The sequence below is a fragment of the Kutzneria sp. NPDC052558 genome (assembly GCF_044547355.1).
In the GTDB taxonomy this organism is placed as follows: Bacteria; Actinomycetota; Actinomycetes; order Mycobacteriales; family Pseudonocardiaceae; genus Kutzneria.
Genome location: NZ_JBIUAG010000009.1, coordinates 103,347 through 127,870, shown reverse-complemented (window position 1 = coordinate 127,870; position 24,524 = coordinate 103,347). Strand labels below are relative to the sequence as shown.

The following is a 24,524-nucleotide window of genomic DNA, read 5'->3' as shown; positions in this document are numbered from 1 at the left end:
GGATCGGTCCCTTGATCTTGGGCGGGTCAAGGACCCGGTCGGACTGGTCAGGGGGAGCGGTGGGGGCCGGTGGAGGCGCGGATGACGAGGTGGGTGGGCAGGACGGTGCCGGTGCGGTCGACCCGGCCGCCGCGCACGAGGATGTCCTGGAGGAGGGAGACGGCGAGGCGGCCGGCCTGTTCGATGGGGGCGTTGACGGTGGTGAGGGCGGGCACGCAGAAGTCGGCGCCGAGGATGTCGTCGCAGCCGACGATGCTGATGTCGCCGGGGACGTGGACGCCGCGTTCGCGGAAGCGCATGGTCATGCCGATGGCGATGAGGTCGTTGAAGACGATGCAGGCCGACGCCCGGCGGTTGAGGGCGGCGTCGGCTGCGGCGGCGCCGGAGGACATGGTGGGGGAGAACGGGGTGGAGCAGTCGGCGGTGGCCCCGAGGCGGGTGGCGGTGGCCTTCATGGCCCGCCAGCGCTGGACATTGGTCCACGAGGACGTGGGGCCGGAGACGTAGAGCAGGCGGCGGTGGCCCAGGGAGACGAGGTGCTCGACGGCCTGGGAGACGCCGGAAGGGGTGTCGAGCAGGACATGGGGCACGCGGCGAGGGGTGCGGTTGATGGTGACCAGGGGATGGGTGGCGGCGAAAGCTGTCAGTTCCCTGTCACTGAGCCGGGAGGCCGAGACGACGATGCCCTCGCACAGGTTGGCCGCGGTGGCCAGGGCGTCCCGCTCGGCCTCGGGGTCCTCCTCGGTGTCCATCAGCAGCTGGGTGAAGCCGGCCGCCTTGAGCTGCCGCTGGGCGCCGCGGATCAGTCCGAAGTAGAACGGGTTGGTGACGTCGGCGACGAGCACGGCCACGGTTCCACTGTGGACGGCCTTGTCCGCTGTCCGCGCGACATAGCCCAGGCGGTGGGCGATCTCGGCGATGCGGCGCTGGGTGTCGGCGTTGACCCGGCCCGGGGTGGTCAGCGCGCGGGACACGGTCGACATCGCGACGCCGGCCTCGGCGGCGACGTCCCGAATCGTGACCCGGCGCGGATCCTTTTCGGACATGCGCCCCAGTGAAGCACCGTGGCAAATCCATGGCAAACATTGTCACGTGTTTGCCATGGCCGGTACGTTCGGCCGCGTGGGGTGCTCACTCGAGGAGGAGTGATGGGTCGACACCGGTTCCGCTGGTGGGCCGCGCTCGTGCTGGCCGCGGTGGCGGTGCTCAGCGCCTGCGGGCCGGGACGGTCGGGGACCCGGACGTTGCAGGTGATCGTGAGCGTCAACGGCAGCTACCCCACCCAGCAGAAGCAGTGGTTCGCCTACATCGCCCAGAAGTTCAAGCAGCGCACGGGGGCCGACCTGGCCTTCGACACGTTCTCCTCGACCAGCGACGTGCTGACCCGGATGCAGACCTCGGTGATCTCCAACCAGGGCCCGGACGTGTTCGAGATCGGCACCACGTTCACGCCGACGGCCTTCTCGACGGGCGCGTTCACCACGCTGACCGACCAGGACTGGGCGAAGGTCGGCGGCAAGCAGCGGTTCCGGCCGGCGACGCTGGGCCTGTCCGGCCCGGCCGGCCGGGAGATCGCGGTGCCGGAGACGAGCCTGCCGTATGTGCTGGTCTACAACAAGGAGCTGTTCGCCAAGGCCGGCATCGACCACCCGGCCGACTCCTGGGACGGGCTGATGGCCCAGGCCAGGCAGCTGACCGGGAACGGGGTCTACGGGCTGGACGTCGCCTACGGCGACACCGGGGACACCTGGAAGCTGGTCCGCAACATGACGTTGCAGCTGGGGAATCCCCTGGTGCAGGGGAAAACCGTCACCCTCGACGACCCGAGGACGCTGGCCGCCTACCGGATGCTGTACTCCTTGCGCAGCGCGGGAGTGGCCGACCCGGCCACGGTCGGCTGGAACAACAGCCAGACGCTGGCGGCGTTCGCGGCCGGCAAGGCGGCGATGATGCTCGGCACCAGCGGCCTGTCCCAGCACACGCTCGACAGCTCGGCCGTCGCGGGCAAGTACGCCTACGCGGTCATGCCGACGATCCCGCCGGGGCACACCACAGTGCCGGCCGGCGGGGTGCCGACGACCAGCATCCTGTCCGGCAACAACTTGGTGGTGGCCGACTACTCGCTCAACCAGGACCTCGCGTTCGACTACGTCGACCTGGTCACCAGCGAGGCCGAGCAGGAGCACCTGTTCGACGTCTTCGGGGTGCTGCCGGCGAATGCGGCGGCCGCGGCCAAGGCGACGGGCGGACGGGCCGACCTGGCGCCGATCATGGCTTCGGGGCAGGGATCGGTCGGCACGCCGTTCAACGGGGCCTGGGCCGACGTGCAGCTCCAGCTGAGCAACGTCACCGTGCAGCTGATCCCGCAGTTGGCCCGGGGCGGGGTCAGCGACGCGCAGATCACCGAGCAGCTCCAGGCGGCGCAGAAGATCGCGGCCGACGCGGTCGCCCGGGCCCGCTAGTCCTCGGAGGGAGGAAAACCCTTGGCATCGCTGGAAAGACGTGAGCGTCCACTGTGGATGCTGATCCCCGGCGCGATCCTGCTGGCCGTGGTGATCCTGGCGCCGCTGGTCCTGGTCGGCTACATGTCGCTGACCGACCTGGACCAGTACACGTTGCGGCACTGGACGTTGGCGCCGTTCATCGGCCTGGGCAACTACGTCGAGGCGCTGAGCCAGTCCCCGCTGCCGTCCTCGATCGGGATCAGCGTCTCGACCGCGGCGCTGGTGTGCGTGATCAGCCTGCCGATCGGGGTGACGGCCGCGCTGGCCATGCAGAACCGGTTCCCGGCCCGCGGCCTGGTGCGCTCGCTGTTCCTGGTTCCCTATGTGCTGCCGGCGTTCGCGGTCGGCGCGATGTGGCGGACGATCCTCAAGCCGGACGGGATCGTCAACGGGGTGCTGGGCAACCTGGGCCTGCCGACGCCGTTGTGGCTCAACGGCCCGGCCAGCTACTGGATCCTGGTCGCGGTCGAGGCCTGGAGCGCGTGGCCGTTCGTCTACCTGCTGACCCTGGCCGCCCTCCAGTCGATCACCAGGGACGTGCACGAGGCGGCGGCGATCGACGGGGCGCTGGGCTGGGCCAAGCTGCGCAGGGTGATCCTGCCGCAGATCGCCGGCCCGGTGGCGCTGTCGATGGTGATCTCCTTCCTGCACTCGGTGAACAACTTCTCGGTGCCCTACGTGCTGTTCAGCCTGCCGGCCCCGGCCGGGGTGCAGGTGCTGCCGCTACTCACCTACGCCCAGAGCTTCCAGAGCTTCCGGTTCGGCCTCAGCGCCGCGACCGCGGTGGCCTCGCTGGTGATCGTGGCCATCCCGCTGCTGGTCTACCTGCGCGCCCTGCGCCTCGACGTGGGGGAGAAGCGATGAGCCGGTTCCGCGCCGCCTCGGTGCACCAGGTGCTGCCCCGGCCGGCCCACGTCATAGCGGTTGTCGTGCTGCTGCTGATAGTTCTGGCACCGCTGGCCTACATCCTGTCGGCCTCGGTGAACTCCGACCTCGCGGTGGCGGCCGGCGACTTCTGGCCCAGCCAGTTCACCTTCGACAACTACGCCCGCATCTGGCAGACCGCCGATCTGGCCGGCGGCCTGCGCAACAGCGTGCTGATCTCCGGCTCGGTGGCGGTGGTGAGCGCGCTGGTGTCGGTGATGACCGCCTATGTCCTGGTGCGCTACAAGTTCCTGGGCCGGCTGACCACGTTGCGGGGCCTGGTGGTGCTCCAGAGCGTGCCCGGAACCCTGTTGCTGCTGCCCATCTTCGTGCTGTTCGCCTCGGTGTCCACGGCCCTGCGGGTGCCGATCATCGGCACGCCGTGGGCGGTGTTCGTGACCTACCTGACCTTCGCGCTGCCGTTCGCGACCTGGGTGATGGTCACCTACCTGCGAGGTCTGCCTCTAGAGATCGAGGAGGCGGCCCGCATCGACGGGGCCGGCCCGGCCACCGTGCTGCTGCGGATCGTGCTGCCGCTGAGCTGGCCGGGCATCGTGGTGGCGGCGATCTTCTCGTTCCTCCAGGGCTGGAACGACGTGCTGTTCAGCTCGGTGATGACCTCGCCGGCCAGCCGCACCGCGGCGGTGGCGCTGTCGGTGCTCAGCTCGACCCAGGACACCGGGGCGGTGCCGATCTACGGCCAGATGATGGCCGCGTCCCTGGTCTGCGCGGCCCCGGTGGTGCTGCTCAACCTGGTTTTCCAGCGCTACCTAGTCAACGGCCTGACCGCGGGAGGAATCAAGTGACGTGGGTGCTGTCCGGTTTCGGCGACGAGATCGACTCGGATCCCGTCGTCCAGCTCTCGGTGCTGGAGGCGCTGGGCGCTCGTCACCTCGAACTGCGGGGCGCGTGGGGCGCCGGGGTGCTCGATCTCGACACTGATCAGCGCGGCGAGCTGCGGAAGTTGGTGGACGAGCGGGGGTTCGCGGTGTCGGCCATCGCCTCGCCGCTGGGCAAGGTCTCGCTCGACCTGCCGGTGGAGTCGGAGCTGGCCCGGCTGCGGGTGGCGATCGATCTCGCGCACGTGTTCGCCACGCCGTACATCCGGATGTTCTCCTTCTACCAGGAGGGGCGCGATCCGGCGGACATGCGGGACGCCGTGCTGGCGCGGCTGCGGGCCATGACCGAGCTCGCCGCCAAGGCGGACATCGTTCTCCTGCACGAGAACGAGAAGGACATCTACGGCGACACCCCGGCCCGGGTGCTCGACCTGATCGAGTCGATCGGCTCCGAGCACCTGCGGGTGGCCTGGGACAGCGCCAACTTCGTGCAGGTCGGCAGCCGCCCGTTCACCGACGCCTATGCCGCCCTGCGGCCGCATCTCGAGTACGTGCAGATCAAGGACGCGATCGCCGCCGACGGACGGGTGGTGCCGGCCGGGGAGGGCGACGGGGAACTCAAGGAGACCCTGACCGCGCTGCGGGACGACGGCTACCAGGGATTTGTGTCGCTGGAACCGCATCTGTCCGCGGCACACGCCCTCGGCGGCTTCTCCGGGCCGGCGGCGTTCGGCCAGGCGGCGCGGGCATTGCGGCGGATCACCGACGAGTTGGGGGTGGAGCTGTCATGATCCGCGTCGCCCTCGTGGGCTGCGGGGTCATCGGCCGCCACCACGCCCGGGCCATCGAGGAACACCCGGCCTTCGAGCTGGTCGCGGCGGTGGACGCGGTGGCGTCCAACGCGATTGCCTTGCTGGGCGCGGACAACGCGTTCGCCACGCTGCCGGAAGCGTTGCGGGAGCGGGAGGTCGACCTGGTGGTGATCTGCACTCCCAGCGGCACCCACATCGACCTGGCGCGGCAGGCGGTCCAGGCCGGCAAGCACGTGGTGATCGAGAAGCCGCTGGACGTCGACGTCACGCGGGCGGCCGAATTCGCCCGTGAGGCAAGGGATTGCGGCCAGGTGCTGTCGGTGATCAGCCAGCACCGGTTCGACCCGGCGAGCCTGGCCGTGGCCCGGGCCGTGCACGGCGGCCGGTTCGGCCGGCCCACCTCGGCGGTCGCGACCGTCGCCTGGTGGCGGGACCAGGACTACTACGACAGCGGCGACTGGCGGGGCACCTGGCGGCTCGACGGCGGCGGCGCGCTGATGAACCAGGGAGTGCACACCGCCGACCTGCTGTGCTGGTTCCTCGGCCGTCCGGTCGAGGTGCAGGCCTCGGCCGCGCTGCTCGCCCACGAACGGGTCGAGGTCGAGGACGCGGTCGCCGCGACCGTGGTGTTCGAGTCCGGCGCCCTGGCCGTGCTGCTGGCCACCACCGCCGCCTATCCCGGGCTGTCGGCGCGGATCCAGGTCCACGGCAGCGAAGGCTCGGCGATCATCGACAACGATCGGCTGGAGTACTTCCACGCCAAGGCATCCGCCGCCGGTGACGCCACCAGGGGCGTCACCGGCGGGGCGGTGGCCGGCAATCAGGCCGAGGCCGAGGTCGGCCTGGCCGAGACCCCGGCCGGGCCGCGTGGCGACCACGACTTCGTGCTGGCGCACCGACGCCAGTATGACGACGTCGCCCGGGCGATCACCACCGGCGGCCGTCCGGCCGTCAGCATCGAGGATGCCTTGCTGTCACTGGCTTTCGTCCGCGCGGTCTACGTCTCGGCGGCGCTGGGCCGCCGGGTCCTGGTGGCCGACGTCCTCAACGGCGCCAACCCCGACGTCCACCTGTCGCTCGGCCCCTGACATTCCGGTACGTGAGTGGCTCATTTCGCTTCCAGAGCCACCTGAGCCACTCAGGTGCCCCCAAAAGGCGAAATGAGCCACTCACGTGGAGAATAGGCGGGGTCAGTCGATCTCGTAGGGGTCGCCGTAGACCTGCCAGCGCAGCGGCGGGTTGAGGCCCAGGTTGCCGGCGTTGAGGAAGACCCGCTGCTCGGTGTCGACGCGGGAGGTGTCGCTGTGCGCCTCCTCGGTTTTCATGGCCGCCTTGCGGGCGTCCAGGAAGGCGTTGAGGTAGGTGGTCTCGTTGCCGCCCTGGGCCGGCGTCTTGGCCTTCTTCAACGCGGTCTTGCGGATGCCGCCGAAGGAGGTGCCGTCGTCGCCGGGGCCGTGCATGACGATCGCGTCGTAGTAGATGAACTGGCCCAGCGCGCCCAGTCCGTCGGACTTGGCCTGGTTGACCGAGGGGGTGAAGTAGACCCGGTCCCGCTCGCTGTTCTGGGCCTGCTGGAACACCGAGTCCCGGGCCGCGGTCTTCCAGTCGTTGACGAAGGCGGCGCCCAGACCCGAGTGCGAGTCGGAGCCGTTGACCTTCTTCAACGCCGGCAGGTACTTGGCCAGCACGTTGGTGGGCTTGGTGTTGGTATAGGCCTGCACGAGGTCCAGCATGTCGCCGGTGCCGGAGCAGAAGCCGATGACGCCGGCGGTGTAGCCGCGGCCGTCGCCGATGTCCTCGATGTAGCTGTACTGGGCCTTCCAGTCCAGCGAGGAGTTCTCCGCGCTGGAGACCAGCTCCATCGCGATTTCCTTCTTGGCCGGGTCGTTCAGGTCGCCCTGGGCCTGCACGCGGGTGACCGAGAGGGCGGGGGCGGCGATCGCCGCCGGGCCGGTGGTGGTGGTGCACAGCGCGAGCACGGCGCAGGCGGACAGGGCCGCGCGCAGAACGTGTTTGGTTGTCACCGAAGCATCTCCAGTGGGCAGGGTGTGGAGGATCTTCTTCGGCGGCGGAGCCCCAATGTTCGTGAAGAGTCCTTACGATGTCAAGGGGCGGACCTTACGATGTCTTGGGGTTACGGCTCTGGAGTTCGGCGGCCTCGGCCAGGATCCGGTGCGAGATGCCGGGGTCCTTCTGCTCGGCCGCCGCCACCCCGCGCCACTTGGCCAGCAGCACCCGAGTGCTGGTCAGGTCGCCGGAGCGGGCGGCCTCGCGGCGCACGACGTCGTGCTCGTTCTCGAACTCCGGCCGCAGCAAGGGCGGCAGCGTGCGGCCAAGGCCGGCCAGCTCGGCCGCCAGCTCGTCGGCGTCCATGTCCAGAGTGGACCGGGTCATTCCTGCGTGCTCCCCGCGATGATCGTCGCCAGTTCGGCCGGACGGCCGAGCCACGGACTGTGGTCCGCGTCCAGTCGGGTGATCGCGGCGCCGATGCCCTCGGCCATCTGCTCCTGGAGCAACGGCGGGATCGCGGCGTCGCGCTCGCAGATCACGTACGTGGCCGGCACCCGGCCGTAGGCCGCCTCGCCCAGCGGCTCCCGGAACGACCGCGTCGACTGCGGGGTCAGCTCCTGGGCCGGGCGCGCCGTCGAGGCGTTGAAGAAGACCTTGTCCGGGTCCTCGGGCGTCACCGTGCGGTCGTCCGGGGAGATAACCCACCACGGCGGCGGCGTGCCGCCGACCGCGCTCAGCAGCGACTGCCCCGGCGGGATCGCGAACGCGCAGGCGTACACCACGTGCCGGACGTCGTCGCGGGTCGCGGCCACGCTGGTGATCGGGAGACCGCCGTAGGAGTGCCCGACCAGCACGAACGGGCCGTCGAGCTGGTCGAGGCGGGCGTTGACCGCCGCGATGTCGTCGTGCAGGCCGCCCAGCTCCGGACCCGAGCTCGGCAGCGCCACGGCGGTCGAGGACAGGCCGGCCGCGGTGAGGTGCTCGCGGACCCCGTCCCAACACCAGGGGCCGTGCCAGGCCCCGTGCACCAGAACCACCGTCGGTAGCTCGGAAGCCATCCTCGTGCCCGCCCGTTCTGCCGTGCCCACGCTGTTCCGGCCACGGTACCGGGGCCGGAAAACCCGCACCACGCGACGTGTTCGCCGCGGGCAACGGATCCGGCCCCGATGGACACCCCTGATCACGGCGCGTGATCAGGGGGTCACACGGTCGATCAGCTCTGCTCGGCGGTGGCGATCCGTCCGGCGTGGCGCTGCGTCCAGGTGGTGTCGGTGTCGACGGTGAGCACGACGTCGTGATAACCCCGCTGGGTCGGCCACGTGACGACCTCGGACGCGACGTGCCCGCCGCGGTCGGACAGGATCTCGACGAGTGCATGGCCGGATACCATTTGGCCAGGGCTCACCTGGCCGGCCTACTTGGCCAGTCCCCGCAACGCCAGCTCCAGCATGCCGTCGAGGTGGGTGGGCAGGTCGAACGGCTCCGGCTCGGCGCTGATCCAACGGAGCACGGCGGTGAAGTAGGCCGCCGCCAACAAAGTTCCGGCCTGCGCACTGTCCACATCGGACCGGAATTCGCCGGCGGTCCGGCCGGCGTCGACCAGCTCGGCCAGCTTGAGGTCGAGGCTGGGCTCCCGCATGGCGTCGGCGTGGCGGATGGAGGCGTCCATGAGGCGCACGGTGGCGGCGCGGCCGGCGGTGTTCTGCTCGGCCAGCACGGCGAGGTAACGCCTCAGGCGTGACGAGGCCGACTGCTGCTCGGCGTGCTCGGCGGCCATCACCGCGGCGACGTGCGCGCGCCGGCGTTGGCCCCACTCGTACAGGAAGGCGGCCTTCTGTGGGAAGTAGTTGAAGGCGGTGGCCCGGGCGACGTCGGCGCGTTCGGCGATCTCGTCCATGGTGGCGGCCTCGAAGCCCCGGTCCAGGAAGAGCTCGATGGCGGCCGTGTAGAGCCGGTCCCGGGTCTCGATGCGACGGCGCTCGCGACGCCCGAGCTGGTTCGACATCTCCCTGCTAGGCATCGGACCAGTAGACACGGCGTCCGGCCTCTTGACCCGCCCACCCCGGTGGCTTAGATTCACGTCCATTCTTGGACTGTAGTCCACCAACGGAGGTGGCGGGTGTCCCACCAAGCTCTGCGCGGCGGCTGTCACGCCTGGCTCCAGCCCGGCGGCTGGGGCAGCAGCAACGCCGGACTGATCACCGGGCGCGGCGAGTCGCTGCTGGTCGACACGCTGATGGACGTGCGGCTGACCCGCGACATGCTGGCCGGCCTGGCCGACGCGACCGCGGGCCGGCCGATCGGCCGGCTGGTCAACACACACGGCAATCCGGACCACTGGTTCGGCAACCAGCTGCTGGCCGGCGCCGAGATCATCGCGGCCGAGGCGGCCGCCCGGGAGATGCGGGCGGTCGGGCCGGACGTGGTGCTGGCCCTGTGCGCCGAGGAACCGTTCGCGCGCAAGGCGTTCGGCCGCTTCGCCCTGGACGAGGTCGAGCCGACGTACCCGAACCGGACGTTCGACGGGCGGCTTGATCTCGACGTCGGCGGCATGGCCGTGCGGCTGATCGACGTCGGCCCCGCGCACACCGAGGCCGATGTCGTGGTGCACGTGCCCGAGGCGCGGACGGTGTTCGCCGGCGACATCGTCTTCGCCGGGTCCACGCCGGTGGTCTGGTCCGGCCCGGTCGGCAACTGGCTCAAGGCCTGCCGGCTGCTGCTCGACCTCGACGCCGACACCATCGTCCCCGGTCACGGGCCGGTCTGCGGCCCGGAGACGGTCCGCGCCACCGAGCGCTACTTCGAGTTCGTGCTCGACCAGGCCGGCCGCCGGTTCCTCGCCGGCATGCCGGTCGCGGACGCCGTCGCCGACATCGACCTCGGCCCGTTCGCCGGGCTCGGCGAGCCGGAGCGGCTGGCCCTCAACGTGCACGCGGTCTACCGCGAACTGGATCCCGCACTGCCCCCGCTCGTCGGCCCACAGGCGTTCGCCTGCATGGGAAAGGAGTCCGAATGACCACGACCGACGCCGGCCCGTCGTTACGCGCCGGCACGCTGTGGGCCGGCTGCGTGGCGGTCGGTGTCGCCCAGGTCGGCATCGTGCTGCCGGCCGTGGTGAACGGCCCGATCCAGGCCACGCTGCACACCTCGGGGGCCGAGCTCAGCTGGATCGGCGACGCCTACCTGCTGCCGATCGCCTTGCTGGGCCTGACTTTCGGCGTGTTGGGCGACCTGCACGGGCGGAAGAAGATCCTGGTCGGCGGGGCGCTGGCGGCGGCCGTCGGCTTTGTCCTGGCCTCGCAGGCGGCGACGGCGCCGCTGCTGGTCGTCGGGCAGGCGGTGTCCGGCATCGGCGCGGCGGCGCTGTTCCAGTCCTCGCTGGCGGTGATCGCCGCCGCCACGCCGGACCCGCGGCGACGGGCCCGAGGGCTGGCGGCGTGGGCGGTCGGGATCTCCGCCAGCGCGCTGCTGACTCCGCTGCTGGCCGGGGTGATCACGGAACTCCTGTCCTACCACTGGGTCTTTGCCGCATGCGCGGTGATCGCGGTGGTCTCGGCCGCGTTGAGCGCGGTCCTGGTGACGGACTCCTCGGCGCCGGCCGGCCGGGCGCCGGACTGGCCCGGGCAGGCGACGTTGGCGCTGGCGGTGCTGGCGTTCTTCTACGGCGTGATCGAGGGGCCGGCCAACGTCCGGGCGGCGGTGGCCTTCGTCGTCGCGGTGATCGCCGCCATTGCCTTCGTACGCATTGAGATCAGGGCCGAGTCCCCGTTGCTGCGGCTGGACCTGTTCCGCGTGCCGGCCTTCGCCACCGCGGCGATCGTGGCCGTGCTGGGCATGTTCGCGTTCATCGGCGGCGGTTACGTGCTCAGCATCCGGCTGGGCGTGATCCAGCACGAGACGCCGATGGGCATCGCCTGGCCGTTCGTGGTGCTCCAGATCGTGCCGCTGCTGCTGGGGCCGGCGCTGGCCCGGCTGCTGCGTGGGATCGGCCCGCGCCTGTTGCTGGTCGCCGGGCTGCTGGCGCTGGCCGCCGGGCACCTGTGGCTGTCGGCCGTCCCGGTGTCGGCCACCGGCGTGCTGCCGATCCTGGGAGTGTTGGTGCTCAACGGAATCGGCTTCGTGTTGCTGCTGTCCGGGCTCACCGCGGCCATGGTCAACGCGGTGCCGGTGGAGCTGGCCGGCATGGCCAGCGGCACCGCCAGCGTGGTCCGCGACCTCGGCCAGACCCTCGGCCCGGCGGTGATCGGCACGGTCGCGCTGGGCCAGGCGGCCCCGGTGCTGGCCCACGGCATCGCCGGCCAGCCGGCCGCGCAGGCCGTGTTCGCCGCCGGCGGGCCGATCGCCGTCGCCGGGGCGCGCCTGGGGCCGGAGGTCGACGAGATCGCCACCCGGGCGCTGGCCCAGGGCTACTCGGCGGGCCTGGTCGTCACCGCCGGCACGGCAGTCGTCGCCGCGCTGGTCGCGGCCCTGTTCCTCCGGGAGAGCAAGTGAAACTCGTCAGCTATGTCCACAATGGAGGCGAGCGCTGCGGGGTGGTCGAGGACGACCTGATCCGGCCGTTGCCGTTCGGCACACGGCTGCTGGACCTGCTGGCGCTGGACTTCCCCGCCACCGTCGACCGGCATCTCGCGCGGGCCGTGCAGGAGTTGCCGGTGCGGCTGGCCGACGTGCGGCTGCTGCCGCCGCTGCTGCCGCCCTCGGTGCGCGACTTCGTCACGTTCGAACGGCACGTGGAGGGCATCGCCCAGCGCTTCGGCGGCCGGATCGCCCCGGAGTGGTACGCCGCGCCGACGTTCTACTTCACCAATCCCCACGCCATGATCGGCGCCCACGACGACGTGCCGGTGCCGCCCGGCTGCCAGGTGCTGGACTACGAACTGGAGGTGGCGGCGGTCATCGGCCGCCCCGGCCGCGACCTCACGCCCGCGCAGGCCCGCGACCACATCGCCGGCTACACCATCTTCAACGACTGGTCGGCGCGGGACATCCAGGCCCGCGAGATGCCGGCGCAGATGGGGCCGGCCAAGGGCAAGGACTCGGCCACCACCCTCGGGCCGTTCCTGGTCACCGCCGACGAGCTGGCCCCGTACCGCACCGCCGAGGGTCTGTTGGACGTGGAGATGACGGTGCGGGTCAACGGGATCGAGACCGGCCGCGACACCCTGGCCAACATGGCGTGGACATTCGAGGAGATGGTCGCCTACGCCTCCCGCGGCGCCTGGGTCCGCACCGGGGACGTGCTCGGCTCCGGCACCTGCGGCTCCGGCTGCATGGCCGAGCTGTGGGGGCGGACCGGCGTCGAGGACCCGCCCCCGCTCAAGGTCGGCGACGTCGTCACCATGACGGTGGCGGGCCTCGGCACGGTGGCCAACCGGGTCGTGCCAGGTGCGGAGCCGGTGCCGCTGCCGCCGGCTCGGGCCCGGGTTTAGCGTGCAGGGGCCGGCGGTCGAGATCATCCACCGGCCCAGCACGCGCCTACCTCGGGCGGCGGCCCTTGGCGATGGCCAGCGGGTCGCGGTCGGGGCGCGGGACCTCGACGTCGCCGAACAGCTCCCGCTTCTCCGCGGCGGACAGCTCCACGTCCGACTCGGGCGGGGCCTCGCGCCTGCGCTCCGACGAGGCCTGCGGCTGTTCGACCTCACGCTCGGCCTGCCGCTTGCGGCCCCAACGGCGGCGGCCCGACCCACCGGCGGCCAGCCGGAGACTGGGCTGCTGCCAGTCGGACTCAGCCGGCCGGACCGGCTCCGGCGGGTTGCCCACGGCTCGCTGGGCCGCCTCCCTCAGGGAGGCTTCCCGTTGCGCAGCCTCGTGTTGCGCCGCCTCACGCTCGGCCGCTTCCCGCTCCGCCTGCTCGTACTGGGCGATCTCCCGCTGGGCCGCTTCCCACTCGGCCCGCTCCGCCGCCTCACGCTCGGCGGCCTCGCGCTGGGCCATCTCCCGCTGGGCCGCTTCGCGCTGGTCGGCCAGCCGCTGCTCGGCCTCCCACTTGTCCATCTCCCGCTGGGCGCGTTCCCACTGGACCGTGCCGGGGCCGGGCAGCGGCTGGGAGTGCGGCACGGGATCGAGCGCGCTCGGGGCCGGACCCCAGCCCGACTCCCGCGCGACCAACTCGCGGAACTCCTCGTCCCACTGGTCCGGCTCCCACTGCGCCGACGCCCGCTGCGCGCGGTCGATCCGCGGCGGGTCGACGCGGGGCGGCGTGGGCCGCGGGCGCTCGACCGGAGGCCGGGGCGGCTGCTGCATCTGGGGGCGCTCGTACTGGCCGGACCGCTGCTGCTTCTGCTGGGCGAGGTCCCGCATGCGGGCGGCGTCCATGACCTGGGTGGCGTTGACCGGCGTGTCCTCGGGACGGGGCGCCTCGTACTGGCCGGACCGCTGCTGGGCCGCCAGTTCGCGCATCCGGGCCGCGTCCATCACCTGCGTCGCGTTGGCCGGGACCTCCTCGGGGCGCGGCTTCTGGTACTGGCCCGACATCTGTTGGGCCACCTGGCGGATCCGCGGGTCCATGACCTGCGTGGCGTCGGCCGGGACGGGCTCGGGGGCGGGCGGCACCTCGGGCCGGACGTGTCGGCCCGAGGGCTGCTGGGCGGAGGGCTGTTGGGCGGCCAACGGACGCATCCGCGCGCTGACCTCGGCCGCCTCCACCGGCACGGTCTCCGGCTCGACCGGCGCGGGATCCCGCCGCCGAGGCGCCCTGGCCGCCGGGGCGGCCGTCGCGGTCGGCTGGCGCCGGACCGGCTCTACCGGCGACACGTGCTGGCCAACCTCGTGCTGGCCGACCTCGTGGTGGGCGTCCGAGCGGGTGGCGAACTTCTCCACGTACTCGATCCACCGGGCGTACGCGTGCGACTGCTCCCATTCGGTGAGGGAGTCCTGGTCCTCGAACCGGTAGAAGATCTGCCAGTCCCGACCGGTCGACGTGGTCCCGGTGACGCCCGCGCCCAGATAGCCCCGCTGTGCCGCGGCCGTGCCGAGCAGCGCGGTGGCCGACACGGAGAACTGGCTCGCACGCCCGCGGCGCACGTGATAGCTCAGAGTGACAGTGATCGGCCCGCTCATTCCCGCGGCACACCCCTTTCACAGGTATCCGAGCGGGTATACGCGCCTTCCCCGAACCCGGTTCAGGGAAGGCCGCGACTTTTTCGTGACTCAGACGGCCGGCCGCCGGGTGAGCGCCCGCAGCCGCCGCCACAAGGCATTTCGCCGCCGGGCCGCCAGCAGCCGGCCCCGCTCGGCCAAGCGCGGGGCGCGGACCGGCAGGTCGACGCAGTCGGCGTAGGCGGTGGACTCGTGCTCGACCGGGAACAGGGCGATGACCTCGCCGACCTCGCGGGGCGCGTCGAACAGCAGGTGGCAGGTCGGGGTGACGCGGGCGTTGAGCTCGATGAACCAGGCGGTGCCGTCCGCGTCCGTCACGAAGTCCAGGCCGCAGAAGCCGCTGAGCTCGAAGCGCCGCACGACCCGCCGGGCGGCCTCGGCCATGCCCGGATGATCGATGACCCGAACCACCGCCGACGGCCCCCGCAGCTCCTCGGCCAGCACGACCTCCAGGCACACCAGGGAGAGCACCTCGCCGTCGAGGCAGGCCACGGTGGCGATGGCGTCCTGGCCGGACCGGAACTGCTGCACGTTGACGGTCGGCCGCCGGCGCAGCACCAAGGAACCGAACGACTGGAGCTCCCGGTTCACCAGCGCCCGCTTCACGGCCACGTGCAGCGGCGGGGGATTGGACAGGGAGCGCCAGATCCTGGACAGGGAGCCGGAATCGCTGACCGCGGCGACCCCGCGGCCGCCGGAGCTGCCGTCGGTCTTGAGCACGAACGGCAGCGCCCACTGCATCAATGCCTCGACGTTGCCGACGGTCGCGGTTTCCGGCGCGTCAACTCCGGCCGCGCGGGCGGCCTCGGCCACCTCGGTTCGGGAGGTCATGCGCGTCCAGTCGCCCAGGGATCGGGCCAGCACCTGGTCGTGCGTGTGGGAGTGCAGGCGCCGCAACAGGACCAGCGACCGCTCATCGTCGCACAGCACCAGGTCCGGCTGGGCGGCGTCGATGGCGTGCTGGATCGACCGCAGCGGCCGCGACCGGTGCAGCGGATGATCGCCGGCCAGCCCGTCCACGACCTCCACCGGATGCCCGGACGGCCGGCAGGTGTGCACGGTGAAGCCGGCCTCGACCATCGCGTCGGCCAGCCGCGCGGCCGAGAACCACCGCATGGTCGACACGATCAGCACCCGCTCGAAGCCCGGCGCGGGGCGGACTCCCGGGCCCGCGTTGATGTCCCGGCCGATGCCGTCGGCGACCGCGGCGGCCGACGCCGGATCGCTCACGATGGTGAGGTGGTCGCCGACGATCCGGCGCACGGACAGCTCGCGGGCCAGGCCCTGCCAGCATTCGGCGGTGTCGCAACCGAAATGCCGGTTGTCGGTGGCGGCCAGCACCGTCACGGCCCCGTCGTGGTAGGCGGGGCGGTAGCGGGGCATCGCCGCGTACGCGCGACGGCCGGCGTCGGTCTCGCCGGTCGACACCGCGGTCGCCTCGCCGCCGGAGGAACGGCGGGCCAGCCGGCGCACCAGTCGCTGGCCGCGCAGCCCGAACTCGGCAACGGCTTGCCGTGGCGGCAGGTGCGAGATCCGGGACAGCTGGTTGAGGCCGCGCCGGCGCATCGCCACCAGCCACAGCCGGCGGTTCCAGTACCGCTCGTCGAAGATCGCCTCGATCAGGAACAGCCGCCCGATTCCCTTGTGTCGCTGGGCCATCTCCCACGCGATCAAGCCGCCGAAGGAGTAGCCGCCGAGATGGTACGGCTCGTCGCCGAGCACCTCGCCCAGCGCGGCCACCATCAACTCGGCCATGCGCTCCACCGTCTCGATGGCCTCGCCGCGGTCGTCGAGCAGCATCGGCGCGGCCACGTACACCGCCTGTGGCCCGGTGTAGCCGGCGATCACCCCGGCCAGCTCGTCGGGATCGCCCTCAAGCCCCGGCACCAGCACGAGAACGCCCGCGGATCCCTCGCGCACGAGGTCGATCCGCACCCCGTTCGCCTTGTAGACGATCAACGGACCAACCACCGCCTCCGCCGCGGCCGGGCCTGGGTCAGCGAGACCGGCGCCCCGGCCCGCTTGGCCAACCGGAAGGCGATGCGCGGGGCCACGTACTCCGCGCCGACCATGAACCGCATCAGCGGGCCGAAGGTGTCCACCGCCGCCGGGCCGACGAAGTACAGGCCGGGCACGGAACTCTCGAACCACTTGGACACCATCGGCATCCGGGAGTGGGTGCGCACCGCGCGGCGCAGGTCCTCGCTGAGGAAGCCCAGCCGGGCCAGATCCGGGTAGTAACCGGTCGCCGCCACAACGTGATCGGTCGTCACGGTCTGCCCGCCGCGCAGCGACAGCTCGATCCGGCCGTCCACCTCGCGGGCGCCGGTGATCGGCCGGCCGAGGTGCGTGCGCACACCGGCGTCGAAGCGGGCTTTCATGTGCCACGGGGACTTCGGGCCCAGATGGGTGCGGATCAGCCGCAGCCGCAGCTCGCCCGGCAGGAACCGGAACACCGACGGCACGGCCTCGCACAGCCAGTTCCGCAGCCCCGGGCCGACGCCCGAGGACGGGCTGCGCAGTTTCTCCCACAGGCCGCGAGGTTCGGGTTTTCCGCCGAACTTCACCACGTTCGCCCGGGCCACCAGCTGCACCGTGGCTCCGGCCTCGGCCAGCAGCACCGCGGTGTCCACGGCCGAGGAGCCCGCGCCGATCACCGTGACGTCGCGGCCGGCGAAGGCGCTCGGGTCGCGCACGTCGAAGGTGTGGCTGACCCGCCCGGCCGGCAATCCGGACAATTCCTTTGGCAGGCGGGCGAAGTGGCTGATGCCCACCGCGCACACCACCCGGTCGGCCCACACGTCTTGACCGTCCGTCAACTTCAGCCGGAAGCCGCTGCGCTCGCGGGCGAGGCCGGACACCAGCACCTCCTCCAGGTCCGGCACGAACCGGCGCTGGAAGTCGGCCGCGTAGTCGCCGAACACCGCCAGCGGCACCGGGATATCGGTGTCGTGGTAGGGAATTCCGTGATCGGCGCAGTACTCGGCCAGCGTGCCGACGGCCTTCGGCCCGTACACGTTCGACGCGAAGCCGTCCGACTTGAGCAGCATCCCGGCGGGCATGTGATCACGCCACGTGTCCAGCGGGATACCGAAAACACGTGTGTTCACACCGTAGTCACGCAGATACGCGGCGATCGACAGCCCGTACGGACCGGCCCCGATGACGGCAACGGATGTCACGCGACCTCCACTGTGGATGAGATTTGCGCGTGAAGTCGCCGCCGCTGACGCCCGCGTTACCACCGGCGGGCCGACCCTTACCCGACCCATGCTCGGCTACGCCGAACAGCGCCGGAGCGTGCCGCCAACGGCACGCACGGCTACATCCGGGTCACCGCGCGCCACCCGGAGTAGCCGCAGGCGTGGGAAGTTCGCCCGGAACCCCGCGCCCGCGCAGCGATGCGCCGTTGGTCTCCGTCACGAAGCACAGCGTGATCGCGCCGCCGGGACTGCCCGACCTTCCACGGCGGAAACCTCGGGACCGCCAAATGGTTCGACGGCGTAACGGCGTCCTGGCACAGTGACCCGGCATGGAGGACTCCGCGGTTGTGACCGCCGAGGACGTGCGGCTCATGCAGGGGCTGGCCGAAAAGGTGACGGCCCTGCGCCTCGAGCTGGTCAACAGCGACGCCTCGGTCGGCGAGCTGGCGTGGATCTGGGGCAAGGGGCACGCCAAGATCGGCGCGAGCTGGCGGCGAGAGCTGTGGTTCGCCGGCCGGGATCTGGTCGCGTGGGGTTGGGTCACGCTGCCTCACCGCCGCCCGAACGGCCAGGAGATCACGCAGGCCTCGCTGGCGTACCAGGTGCATCCCGACCACGCCGAGCTGGTGGACGAGGTGATCGCCTGGTACGACCGCGGGCCGGCCGTCGACCGCACCCTGCTCGCCCAGGCCGCCGACGACGTCGGCCGGCAACGCTGGGGCGCGCACGGCTACGTGACCGATCCGGCCGCGCTCGACGACTGGACCCAGCTCAACGTGCGGGACCTCGACGACATCGAAAAGCCCGTGCTGCCAACGGGATTCCGGTTCCGCAACGCCGACGGGGCCGGCTCGGCGGCGGCCGTGCGGGCCCATGTCGACGCCTGGGGCTCGACCATCTACGACGCCGAGTCCTACGAAGGCGTGCGGCAGACCTGGCCGTATCGCGGCGATCTGCACGTCCTGGTGGAGGCCCCCGACGGCACCATGGCCGCCTCCGCGATCATCTGGCTGGACGAGGCCAACAAGACCGCCGAGTTCGAACCCGTCGGGACCCATCCCGGGTACCGGCGGCTCGGTTTGGGCCGGGCCCTGCTGCTGCACGGCATGGGGCTGGCGCGGGAGGCCGGGGCCAACCACATGACCGTCGTCTGTCTGGGCGCGGCCGCGCATCCCAAGGCCCGGGGCCTGTACTACAGCGTCGGGTTCCGGAAGTTCTCCCAGGACGTCTCGCTGATCAAGCCCGCGGCCGCGCGACCCGACGATCTGCGCGAGACGTGACGCCGAAGGGTTCGGGCCCGGTCGGACGCATTTTTGGGATGTTCACCTGACGTTCCCTGGACACGCACCGTGACCTTCGGTCGACTGATCCGGACCGCGCGGGCGCTGGGAGGCAGGGGCGATGGGCGAGATCAGTCGACGGACATTCCTGGCCACCACGGGGGCGGCGGCTCTCACCGGGCTGGCCGCCGAGCGGGCGGCCGCGGCCACCGGCACCATCGCCGACGTCAAGCACATCGTGGTGCTGATGCAGGAGAACCGCAGCTTCGACCACTACTTCGGCACGCTCAGGGGCGTGCGGGGCTTCGCCGACCGGGCCACGATCCAGCTGCCCGGCGGGTACTCGGTGTTCAACCAGCCCAACGGCGGCGGGCGGCAGTACCCGTTCGCGCTGCGCGGCACGGCCAGCAACGCCGAGACCCTGGCCCAGTGCCAGGGCGACATCGCGCACTCGTGGTCGGACCAGCACGCGGCCTGGAACCTGGGCCGGATGGACAGCTGGATGGCGGCCAAGAACAAGATCGGCTGCCTTGGCTACCTGGACCGCGGCGACCTGCCGTTCCACTACGCGCTGGCCGACGCCTACACGATCCTCGACGCCTACCACTGCTCCGGCCTGACCGCGACCGGCCCCAACCGGACCTTCCTGTTCAGCGGCATGATCGACGCCGCCGGCCAGTACGGCTCGCCGGCCAACGACGGCGGCGACGAGTCCGGGCTGACCTGGCCGACCTACGTCGAGGCGCTGCAGAACGCCGGCATCAGCTGGCGGGTCTACCAGAACGCCAAGGACAACTACGGCGACAACGCCCTGGCCTACTTCAAGCAGTTCACCGGCGCGGCAACGGGTTCGCCGCTCCAGGTCCGGGGCATGAGCAGCGTGCCGGCCAAGACCGGCAGCACCCCGGACGACATCCTCGCCGCCATCAAGGCCGACGTGCTGGCCGGCGCCCTGCCGCAGGTGTCCTGGGTGGTGACCGACCAGATCACCTCCGAGCACCCGATCGGGCCGCCGGTCAACGGCGAGCGCTTCGTCAGCGGCCTGCTCCAGGCGCTGGCCGCCGATCCGTCCACTGTGGACAGCACGGTGCTCTTCCTGAACTACGACGAGAACGACGGCTTCTTCGACCACGTGCCGCCGCCGTCGCCGGCCGCCGGCGCCGCCGGCGAGTTCGTCGGCAGCACCCCGGTCGGCCTCGGCTTCCGGGTGCCGATGATCGTGGTCTCGCCGTGGAGCCGCGGCGGCTGGGTCAACTCCGAGGTCTCCGACCACACCTCGGTGATCCGGTTCATGGAGACCTGGTCGGCCGCCATCGGCACGCCGGCGGTCTGCCAGCACATCAGCGCGTGGCGGCGGTCCGTCTGCGGCGACCTGACCTCGGCCTTCGACTTCGCCAACCCGGTGCACGGCCTGCCGTCGCTGCCCACCCCCGGCTCGGTGATCAGCGCCGCCACCTGCGCCCTGCTGCCGAACCCGTCGCCCAAGACCAACGCCTTACCCGCGCAGGAAGCCGGCACCAAGCCGGCGCGGGCGCTGCCGTACCAGACCAATGCCTCCATCTCGTCGTGGCTCTACTCCGGCAGCACCGTGCAGCTCAACATCACCATGACCGACGACGGGGCCAAGGCCGCGCATTTCTCGGTGTACGCCAACAACTTCCGCACCGGCGGCCCCTGGCAGTACACCGTGCCGGCCAACGGCTCCACCACCGACTTCTTCAACTGCGGCAGCGGCTTCGGCAACGGCCAGTACGACTTCACGGTCGTCGGCCCCAACCGCTTCCTGCGCCGCGTCCAGGGCGACGCCAACGGCAGCGCCAAGAACGTCGAGGCCCGCTCCCGCATCGCGGTGACCGCCAGCACCGGCAAGCTCGCGCTCTGGCTCGACCTGGTCAACGGCTCTGGGTCCACCGTCACCTACACCGTCACCTCGAACAACTACCGCACCGACGGGCCGTGGACCTACCAGGTTCCCGCTGGTCAGACCGTCAGCGACTACTTCAACGCGGTCGCATACAACGACGGCTGGCACGACTTCACCGTCACGGTGTCGGCCGACAGCACCTGGTCGCGGCGTTTCGCTGGTCACATTGAGACCGGTGCGGCCAGCGTCACGGGATGATCGTATGTATGAACGACTCGCTGGCGGCGCTCGACAACCCGGTGCTGACGTCGCTGACCGGGCCTCATGCCCATTTCGCGCAGGCTCGCGGCCGGGTGCTCCGGTACCCGGCCGACGTGGCCCCGTTCGTCGCGCTGCCCGACGAGCCCACCGCCGCCGACTGGCGTGACCTGGCCGAACTCGCCGGCTCCGGCGCCGAGGTCACCGTCACCGCCGGTGCCGTCGAGCAGCCGGCCGACTGGTCGGTCGAGTTCGACATCCCCGGCGTCCAGCTGGTCGACAACGGCATCGCCGCCGCCCCGTTCGAGCAGGCCGTGCGGCTGGGCCCGGCCGACGTGCCGGAGATGATCGACCTGGTCGAACGCACTCGTCCTGGCCCCTTCCTGACCCGCACCATCGAGCTCGGCGCCTATCTCGGCGTCCGCAGGGACGGCGTGCTGGCCGCCATGGCCGGGGAGCGGATGCGGCCGCCGGGCTGGACCGAGATCAGCGCCGTCTGCACCGACCCCGCGTTCCGGGGCCAGGGGCTGGCCACCCGCCTCGTGCTGGCCGTCGCCCACGGCATCCGGGCCCGGGGCGAGATCCCGTTCCTGCACACCGCCGCCGAGAACGTCGGGGCGATCAGGTTGTACGAGTCGTTGGGTTTCGTGGTGCACCGGAAGCCGGTGTTCCTGGTGACGCGGGCGCCGTAGCGGTCGACGCTGGCCTGGTAGTCCACTGAGTGGTACTCGAATGGGGCGGAACGCCTAAACTCCTGCGGAGAACGGCTGCGAGGGCCGTCGGTCGAGGCATCGGGGTACGCGCGTGGAGCTTCGGTTGCTGGGCACGGTGCGGGCCATCGTGGACGGTCGGGAGGCCACGCTCGGCGGCCGGCAGCAGCGGCTGGTGCTGGCCGTGCTGGCGCTGCACGTCAACCAGCCGGTCGCCGTCACGCGCATGATCGACTGGATCTGGCCCGACCCGCCCCGCCGGGCCGAGCACGCGGTCCGGGTGCACGTCTCCCAGCTGAGATCGGCGCTGGCCGAGGCCGAGATCCTGGCCCAGGGCCCGGCCTACGTGCTGCGGACCGACCCGTCGTGCATCGACGTCCACCGCTTCCAGGACCTGGTGGACCGGGCCAAGGACGCCGAGGACGAGGCCCGGGTGGCGCTGCTGGACGAGGCCCTGGCCCTGTGGGAGGGCCCGGCGCTGGCCGACGTCGCCGACCCGGAGCTGCGGGACCGCCTCTGCGGCGGCCTGCAGGAGCGCCGGCTGCTGGCGGCCGAGGACCGCTACGACGCCATGTTGCGGCTGGGCCAGGGCCGGGACCTGATCCACGACCTGACGGCGTACGTGAACCGCCATCCCACCCGCGAGCGCCCGGTGGGCCAGCTGATGCTCGCCCTGTACCGGGACCGGCAGCAGGCGCTGGCGCTGGAGGTGTTCCGGCGGACCCGGGAGATGCTGGCCGAGGAGCTGGGCATCGACCCCGGCCCGGAGCTGCACCGCCTGGAGCTGGCGATCCTGCGCAACGACCCGACCCTGGACCCGGCGGCGGTGCGGCTGGACGTGCCGGCCCTGCTGCCGGCCGGCGTCGCCGACTTCACCGGCCGCGAGGCGCACCTGCGGCGGCTGGACGAGGACACCGCCGGCGGCGACGCCGTGGTGATCAGCACCATCGCCGGCGCCGCCGGCATCGGCAAGACCACGCTGGCCCTGCACTGGGCCCACCGGGCGCGGCCCCGGTTCCCCGACGGCCAGCTCTACGCCAACCTCGACGGATTCGCCGTCGGCCCGCCGCTGCGGCCCGAGCAGGTGCTGTTCCAGTTCCTGCGGGCGCTGGGCGTGCCGGCCGAGCAGGTGCCGGCCGACCTCGCCGAGGCCTCCGGCCTGTACCGGACGGTGCTGGCCGACCGGCGGGTCCTGGTGGTGCTGGACAACGCCGCCAGCGCCGAGCAGGTGCGGCCGCTGCTGCCGGCCAGCCACACCTGCGCGGTGCTGGTGACCAGCCGAAACCGCCTGGACGGGCTGGTGGCGATCAACGCCGCCCGGCGGATCAGCCTGGACGTGATGGCTGCCGACGAGGCCATGGACCTGCTGGCCCGGATCCTCGGCCGGGGCCGGGTCGACGCCGAGCCGGAGGCGGCCGCCGAGCTGGCCCGCGGCGCCGCCTACCTGCCGCTGGCGCTGCGGATCGCCGCCACCAGCCTGAGCAACCACCCGGGTCGGCCGATCGCCGACTACCTGGCCGAGCTGCGCGGCGAGGGCCGGCTGGACGCGTTGGAGCTGGACGAGACCGTGGCCGTGCGGTCCACGTTCGCCTTGTCCTACGGCCAGCTGAAGCCGGAGGCGCAGTGGGTGTTCCGGCTGATGGGCCTCGCGCCCGGCCTGGACATCTCCGCCGACGCCATGACCGCCATGGCCGGCCTGCCGCGGGCCCGGCCCCGCCTGCTGCTGGACCAGCTGGCCACCACGCATCTCGTGGACCAGCCGTCCTACGGCCGCTACACCTTCCACGACCTGCTCCGCGACTACGCCCGTGAGACGGCGATGGCCACCGACTCCGGCAAGGACCGTCAGGCCGCGCTGGACCGGCTGTTCCTGCACTACCGGCGGACGGCGGTCGCCGCGGTGGAGTCGCTGTATCCCGGCACGCTCCGGATCGTGCGCAGCGGCGACCTGCCCGACCCGGTCACGTTCGACGAGCCGGCGCGGGCGCTGGCGTGGCTGAACACCGAGCGGGCCAACCTCGTCGCCGCGGTCGAGTACGCCGTGCGCCACGGCCGCTGGCGCGCGGCCTGGGAGTTGGCCGACACGCTGCGGTTCTACCTGCTCAAGAAGTCGCTGCGGGTGGAGTGGCGGATCATCGCGGAGGCCGGGCTGACCGCCGCCGAGGCCGACGGCGACGCGCGGGCCATCGGCGCCATGCACTTCAGCCTGGGCTACCTCGCCCAGGACCACGACGAGGCCCGGCGGCTGTTGACCATCGCGCTGCGCAAGCACGAGGAGACGGGCTGGCTGCACGGCCAGGCCGGCGTGCACTCCCAACTCGGCGGGATCGAGGAGGACCTGGGCCGCCTCGACGCCGCCGTCGAACACCGCGGCCGGGCCGTGGAGCTGGCCCGGTCGGCCGGCCTGCGGCAGATGGCCAGCGCCGCCCTGCTCAACCGGGCCATGACCAACCTGATCCGGGCCGAGTTCGACGAGGTCGTCAAGGACGCCACCGAATCGCTGGAGCTGGCCGACCGGCACGAGTGGAACGACGGCCCCGGCCACGCCCTCTACTGCCTGGGCCTGGTCGCCAGCTTCCAGGGCCAGCACGAGGAGGCCCGCCGGCGGTGCCAGGAGGCCGTGGACGCCTTCCACCGCACGCAGGCGACCGGCGACGAGGCCTCGTCGCTGGCGCACCTGTCCTTCGTGCTCGCCGGCGCCGGCGACCACGCCCAGGCCCTGATCAAGGCCCGTGAGGCGGTCGCGCTGGCCGAGCAGACCGAGCCCCGCATCCTGGCCCTGGCCCTCAACGCCGTCGCCGAGGCGCGGACCGGGCTCGGGGAGGACGCCTCCGACGATCACCGCCGGGCGCTGGCCCTGGCCCGCGAGATCGTGGCCCGGCACGAGGAGTGCCGGGCCCTGCTCGGCCTGGGCGAGCACGCGGCGGCGCTGGAACTGGCCCGGCGGTACGGCTTCCGCCTCGTCGGCCGGCATGTGCTCGATTTGTCACCGGAAGCGTAGAAACAGTACTGATGGCGGGTG

The 24,524-nt window shown here is 71.9% G+C and carries 21 protein-coding genes; 12 read left to right on the top strand and 9 right to left on the bottom strand.

Annotation, left to right across the window (positions count from 1 at the left end):
- Window positions 1-47: 47 nt before the first annotated feature.
- Window positions 48-1,046, bottom strand: coding sequence for a LacI family DNA-binding transcriptional regulator (locus ACIG5F_RS18470; RefSeq protein WP_396518929.1), 999 nt, complete (start codon window positions 1,044-1,046; stop codon window positions 48-50).
- A 102-nt stretch (window positions 1,047-1,148) separates the two neighbouring features.
- Here ACIG5F_RS18470 and ACIG5F_RS18465 point away from each other — a divergent pair, with 102 nt between their 5' ends.
- The 5 genes from ACIG5F_RS18465 to ACIG5F_RS18445 are packed head-to-tail and all read left to right on the top strand — an operon-like array spanning window position 1,149 to window position 6,167.
- Window positions 1,149-2,462 carry an ABC transporter substrate-binding protein gene (locus ACIG5F_RS18465; protein ID WP_396518928.1) on the top strand — a complete coding sequence of 438 codons (1,314 nt, stop codon included), beginning with the start codon at window positions 1,149-1,151 and terminating at the stop codon, window positions 2,460-2,462.
- A 21-nt stretch (window positions 2,463-2,483) separates the two neighbouring features.
- Window positions 2,484-3,368 carry a carbohydrate ABC transporter permease gene (locus ACIG5F_RS18460; protein WP_396518927.1) on the top strand — a complete coding sequence of 295 codons (885 nt, stop codon included), beginning with the start codon at window positions 2,484-2,486 and terminating at the stop codon, window positions 3,366-3,368.
- Window positions 3,365-4,234, top strand: coding sequence for a carbohydrate ABC transporter permease (locus ACIG5F_RS18455; protein ID WP_396518926.1), 870 nt, complete (start codon window positions 3,365-3,367; stop codon window positions 4,232-4,234). Before ACIG5F_RS18460 ends, ACIG5F_RS18455 begins: the two co-directional genes overlap by 4 nt.
- Window positions 4,231-5,058, top strand: a complete 828-nt coding sequence (locus ACIG5F_RS18450; RefSeq protein WP_396518925.1) for a sugar phosphate isomerase/epimerase family protein — start codon at window positions 4,231-4,233, stop codon at window positions 5,056-5,058. The genes ACIG5F_RS18455 and ACIG5F_RS18450 overlap by 4 nt, the downstream gene beginning before the upstream one ends.
- The gene (locus ACIG5F_RS18445) at window positions 5,055-6,167 is read left to right on the top strand and encodes a Gfo/Idh/MocA family protein (protein WP_396518924.1); all 1,113 of its coding nucleotides are present in this window, start codon (window positions 5,055-5,057) and stop codon (window positions 6,165-6,167) included. The genes ACIG5F_RS18450 and ACIG5F_RS18445 overlap by 4 nt, the downstream gene beginning before the upstream one ends.
- A 102-nt stretch (window positions 6,168-6,269) precedes the next feature.
- Here the strand turns inward: ACIG5F_RS18445 and ACIG5F_RS18440 are convergent, their stop codons facing one another.
- The 5 genes from ACIG5F_RS18440 to ACIG5F_RS18420 form a co-directional block, all read right to left on the bottom strand.
- A complete protein-coding gene (locus ACIG5F_RS18440) occupies window positions 6,270-7,103 on the bottom strand; it encodes a chitosanase (RefSeq protein ID WP_396518923.1) in 834 nt (277 codons plus the stop codon).
- A gap of 94 nt (window positions 7,104-7,197) precedes the next feature.
- On the bottom strand, window positions 7,198-7,473 hold the full coding sequence (locus ACIG5F_RS18435; protein ID WP_396518922.1) for a DUF6247 family protein: 276 nt from the start codon (window positions 7,471-7,473) through the stop codon (window positions 7,198-7,200).
- Window positions 7,470-8,147: an alpha/beta hydrolase gene (locus tag ACIG5F_RS18430; protein WP_396518921.1), complete on the bottom strand. Its 678-nt coding sequence runs from the start codon at window positions 8,145-8,147 to the stop codon at window positions 7,470-7,472. Before ACIG5F_RS18430 ends, ACIG5F_RS18435 begins: the two co-directional genes overlap by 4 nt.
- Before the next feature lie 155 nt (window positions 8,148-8,302).
- Window positions 8,303-8,479 (bottom strand): hypothetical protein, encoded by a 177-nt coding sequence (locus ACIG5F_RS18425; RefSeq protein WP_396518920.1) that lies wholly within the window; start codon window positions 8,477-8,479, stop codon window positions 8,303-8,305.
- A 24-nt stretch (window positions 8,480-8,503) separates the two neighbouring features.
- Window positions 8,504-9,109: a TetR/AcrR family transcriptional regulator gene (locus ACIG5F_RS18420; RefSeq protein ID WP_396518919.1), complete on the bottom strand. Its 606-nt coding sequence runs from the start codon at window positions 9,107-9,109 to the stop codon at window positions 8,504-8,506.
- 99 nt (window positions 9,110-9,208) lie between these two features.
- Between ACIG5F_RS18420 and ACIG5F_RS18415 the strand changes: the two genes are divergently transcribed.
- From ACIG5F_RS18415 to ACIG5F_RS18405, 3 genes are read left to right on the top strand one after another with little or no spacing between them, the layout of a single operon-like run.
- Window positions 9,209-10,105, top strand: a complete 897-nt coding sequence (locus ACIG5F_RS18415) for an MBL fold metallo-hydrolase (protein WP_396518918.1) — start codon at window positions 9,209-9,211, stop codon at window positions 10,103-10,105.
- Window positions 10,102-11,580, top strand: coding sequence for an MFS transporter (locus ACIG5F_RS18410; protein WP_396518917.1), 1,479 nt, complete (start codon window positions 10,102-10,104; stop codon window positions 11,578-11,580). The genes ACIG5F_RS18415 and ACIG5F_RS18410 overlap by 4 nt, the downstream gene beginning before the upstream one ends.
- Entirely contained in the window at window positions 11,577-12,518 is a 942-nt protein-coding gene (locus ACIG5F_RS18405) for a fumarylacetoacetate hydrolase family protein (protein ID WP_396518916.1), read from the top strand. The genes ACIG5F_RS18410 and ACIG5F_RS18405 overlap by 4 nt, the downstream gene beginning before the upstream one ends.
- Window positions 12,519-12,564: 46 nt before the next feature.
- Here the strand turns inward: ACIG5F_RS18405 and ACIG5F_RS18400 are convergent, their stop codons facing one another.
- The 3 genes from ACIG5F_RS18400 to ACIG5F_RS18390 form a co-directional block, all read right to left on the bottom strand.
- The gene (locus ACIG5F_RS18400; protein ID WP_396518915.1) at window positions 12,565-14,148 is read right to left on the bottom strand and encodes an antibiotic biosynthesis monooxygenase; all 1,584 of its coding nucleotides are present in this window, start codon (window positions 14,146-14,148) and stop codon (window positions 12,565-12,567) included.
- Window positions 14,149-14,238: 90 nt separating this feature from the next.
- Complete coding sequence (locus ACIG5F_RS18395; protein ID WP_396518914.1) at window positions 14,239-16,146, bottom strand: thioesterase domain-containing protein; 1,908 nt, start codon at window positions 16,144-16,146, stop codon at window positions 14,239-14,241.
- Window positions 16,143-17,369, bottom strand: a complete 1,227-nt coding sequence (locus ACIG5F_RS18390; RefSeq protein WP_396518913.1) for an NAD(P)-binding domain-containing protein — start codon at window positions 17,367-17,369, stop codon at window positions 16,143-16,145. Before ACIG5F_RS18390 ends, ACIG5F_RS18395 begins: the two co-directional genes overlap by 4 nt.
- A 350-nt stretch (window positions 17,370-17,719) precedes the next feature.
- Here ACIG5F_RS18390 and ACIG5F_RS18385 point away from each other — a divergent pair, with 350 nt between their 5' ends.
- The 4 genes from ACIG5F_RS18385 to ACIG5F_RS18370 all read left to right on the top strand — a co-directional run bounded on the left by ACIG5F_RS18385 (window position 17,720) and on the right by ACIG5F_RS18370 (window position 24,503).
- Window positions 17,720-18,670, top strand: a complete 951-nt coding sequence (locus ACIG5F_RS18385) for a GNAT family N-acetyltransferase (protein WP_396518912.1) — start codon at window positions 17,720-17,722, stop codon at window positions 18,668-18,670.
- A gap of 121 nt (window positions 18,671-18,791) precedes the next feature.
- Window positions 18,792-20,792 carry a phosphocholine-specific phospholipase C gene (locus tag ACIG5F_RS18380; RefSeq protein WP_396518911.1) on the top strand — a complete coding sequence of 667 codons (2,001 nt, stop codon included), beginning with the start codon at window positions 18,792-18,794 and terminating at the stop codon, window positions 20,790-20,792.
- Window positions 20,793-20,800: 8 nt separating this feature from the next.
- The gene (locus ACIG5F_RS18375) at window positions 20,801-21,484 is read left to right on the top strand and encodes a GNAT family N-acetyltransferase (RefSeq protein ID WP_396518910.1); all 684 of its coding nucleotides are present in this window, start codon (window positions 20,801-20,803) and stop codon (window positions 21,482-21,484) included.
- Window positions 21,485-21,596: 112 nt separating this feature from the next.
- Window positions 21,597-24,503 carry a BTAD domain-containing putative transcriptional regulator gene (locus tag ACIG5F_RS18370; RefSeq protein ID WP_396518909.1) on the top strand — a complete coding sequence of 969 codons (2,907 nt, stop codon included), beginning with the start codon at window positions 21,597-21,599 and terminating at the stop codon, window positions 24,501-24,503.
- Window positions 24,504-24,524: the final 21 nt, after the last annotated feature.

Bases quoted from the DNA above. Each gene is read 5' to 3' on its own strand.
- ACIG5F_RS18470 (WP_396518929.1), bottom strand. From the start codon at position 1,046: ATGTCCGAAAAGGATCCGCGCCGGGTCACGATTCGGGACGTCGCCGCC.
- ACIG5F_RS18465 (WP_396518928.1), top strand. From the start codon at position 1,149: ATGGGTCGACACCGGTTCCGCTGGTGGGCCGCGCTCGTGCTGGCCGCG.
- ACIG5F_RS18455 (WP_396518926.1), top strand. From the start codon at position 3,365: ATGAGCCGGTTCCGCGCCGCCTCGGTGCACCAGGTGCTGCCCCGGCCG.
- ACIG5F_RS18445 (WP_396518924.1), top strand. From the start codon at position 5,055: ATGATCCGCGTCGCCCTCGTGGGCTGCGGGGTCATCGGCCGCCACCAC.
- ACIG5F_RS18435 (WP_396518922.1), bottom strand. From the start codon at position 7,473: ATGACCCGGTCCACTCTGGACATGGACGCCGACGAGCTGGCGGCCGAG.
- ACIG5F_RS18430 (WP_396518921.1), bottom strand. From the start codon at position 8,147: ATGGCTTCCGAGCTACCGACGGTGGTTCTGGTGCACGGGGCCTGGCAC.
- ACIG5F_RS18425 (WP_396518920.1), bottom strand. From the start codon at position 8,479: ATGGTATCCGGCCATGCACTCGTCGAGATCCTGTCCGACCGCGGCGGG.
- ACIG5F_RS18420 (WP_396518919.1), bottom strand. From the start codon at position 9,109: ATGCCTAGCAGGGAGATGTCGAACCAGCTCGGGCGTCGCGAGCGCCGT.
- ACIG5F_RS18410 (WP_396518917.1), top strand. From the start codon at position 10,102: ATGACCACGACCGACGCCGGCCCGTCGTTACGCGCCGGCACGCTGTGG.
- ACIG5F_RS18400 (WP_396518915.1), bottom strand. From the start codon at position 14,148: ATGAGCGGGCCGATCACTGTCACTCTGAGCTATCACGTGCGCCGCGGG.
- ACIG5F_RS18385 (WP_396518912.1), top strand. From the start codon at position 17,720: ATGGAGGACTCCGCGGTTGTGACCGCCGAGGACGTGCGGCTCATGCAG.
- ACIG5F_RS18380 (WP_396518911.1), top strand. From the start codon at position 18,792: ATGGGCGAGATCAGTCGACGGACATTCCTGGCCACCACGGGGGCGGCG.
- ACIG5F_RS18375 (WP_396518910.1), top strand. From the start codon at position 20,801: ATGAACGACTCGCTGGCGGCGCTCGACAACCCGGTGCTGACGTCGCTG.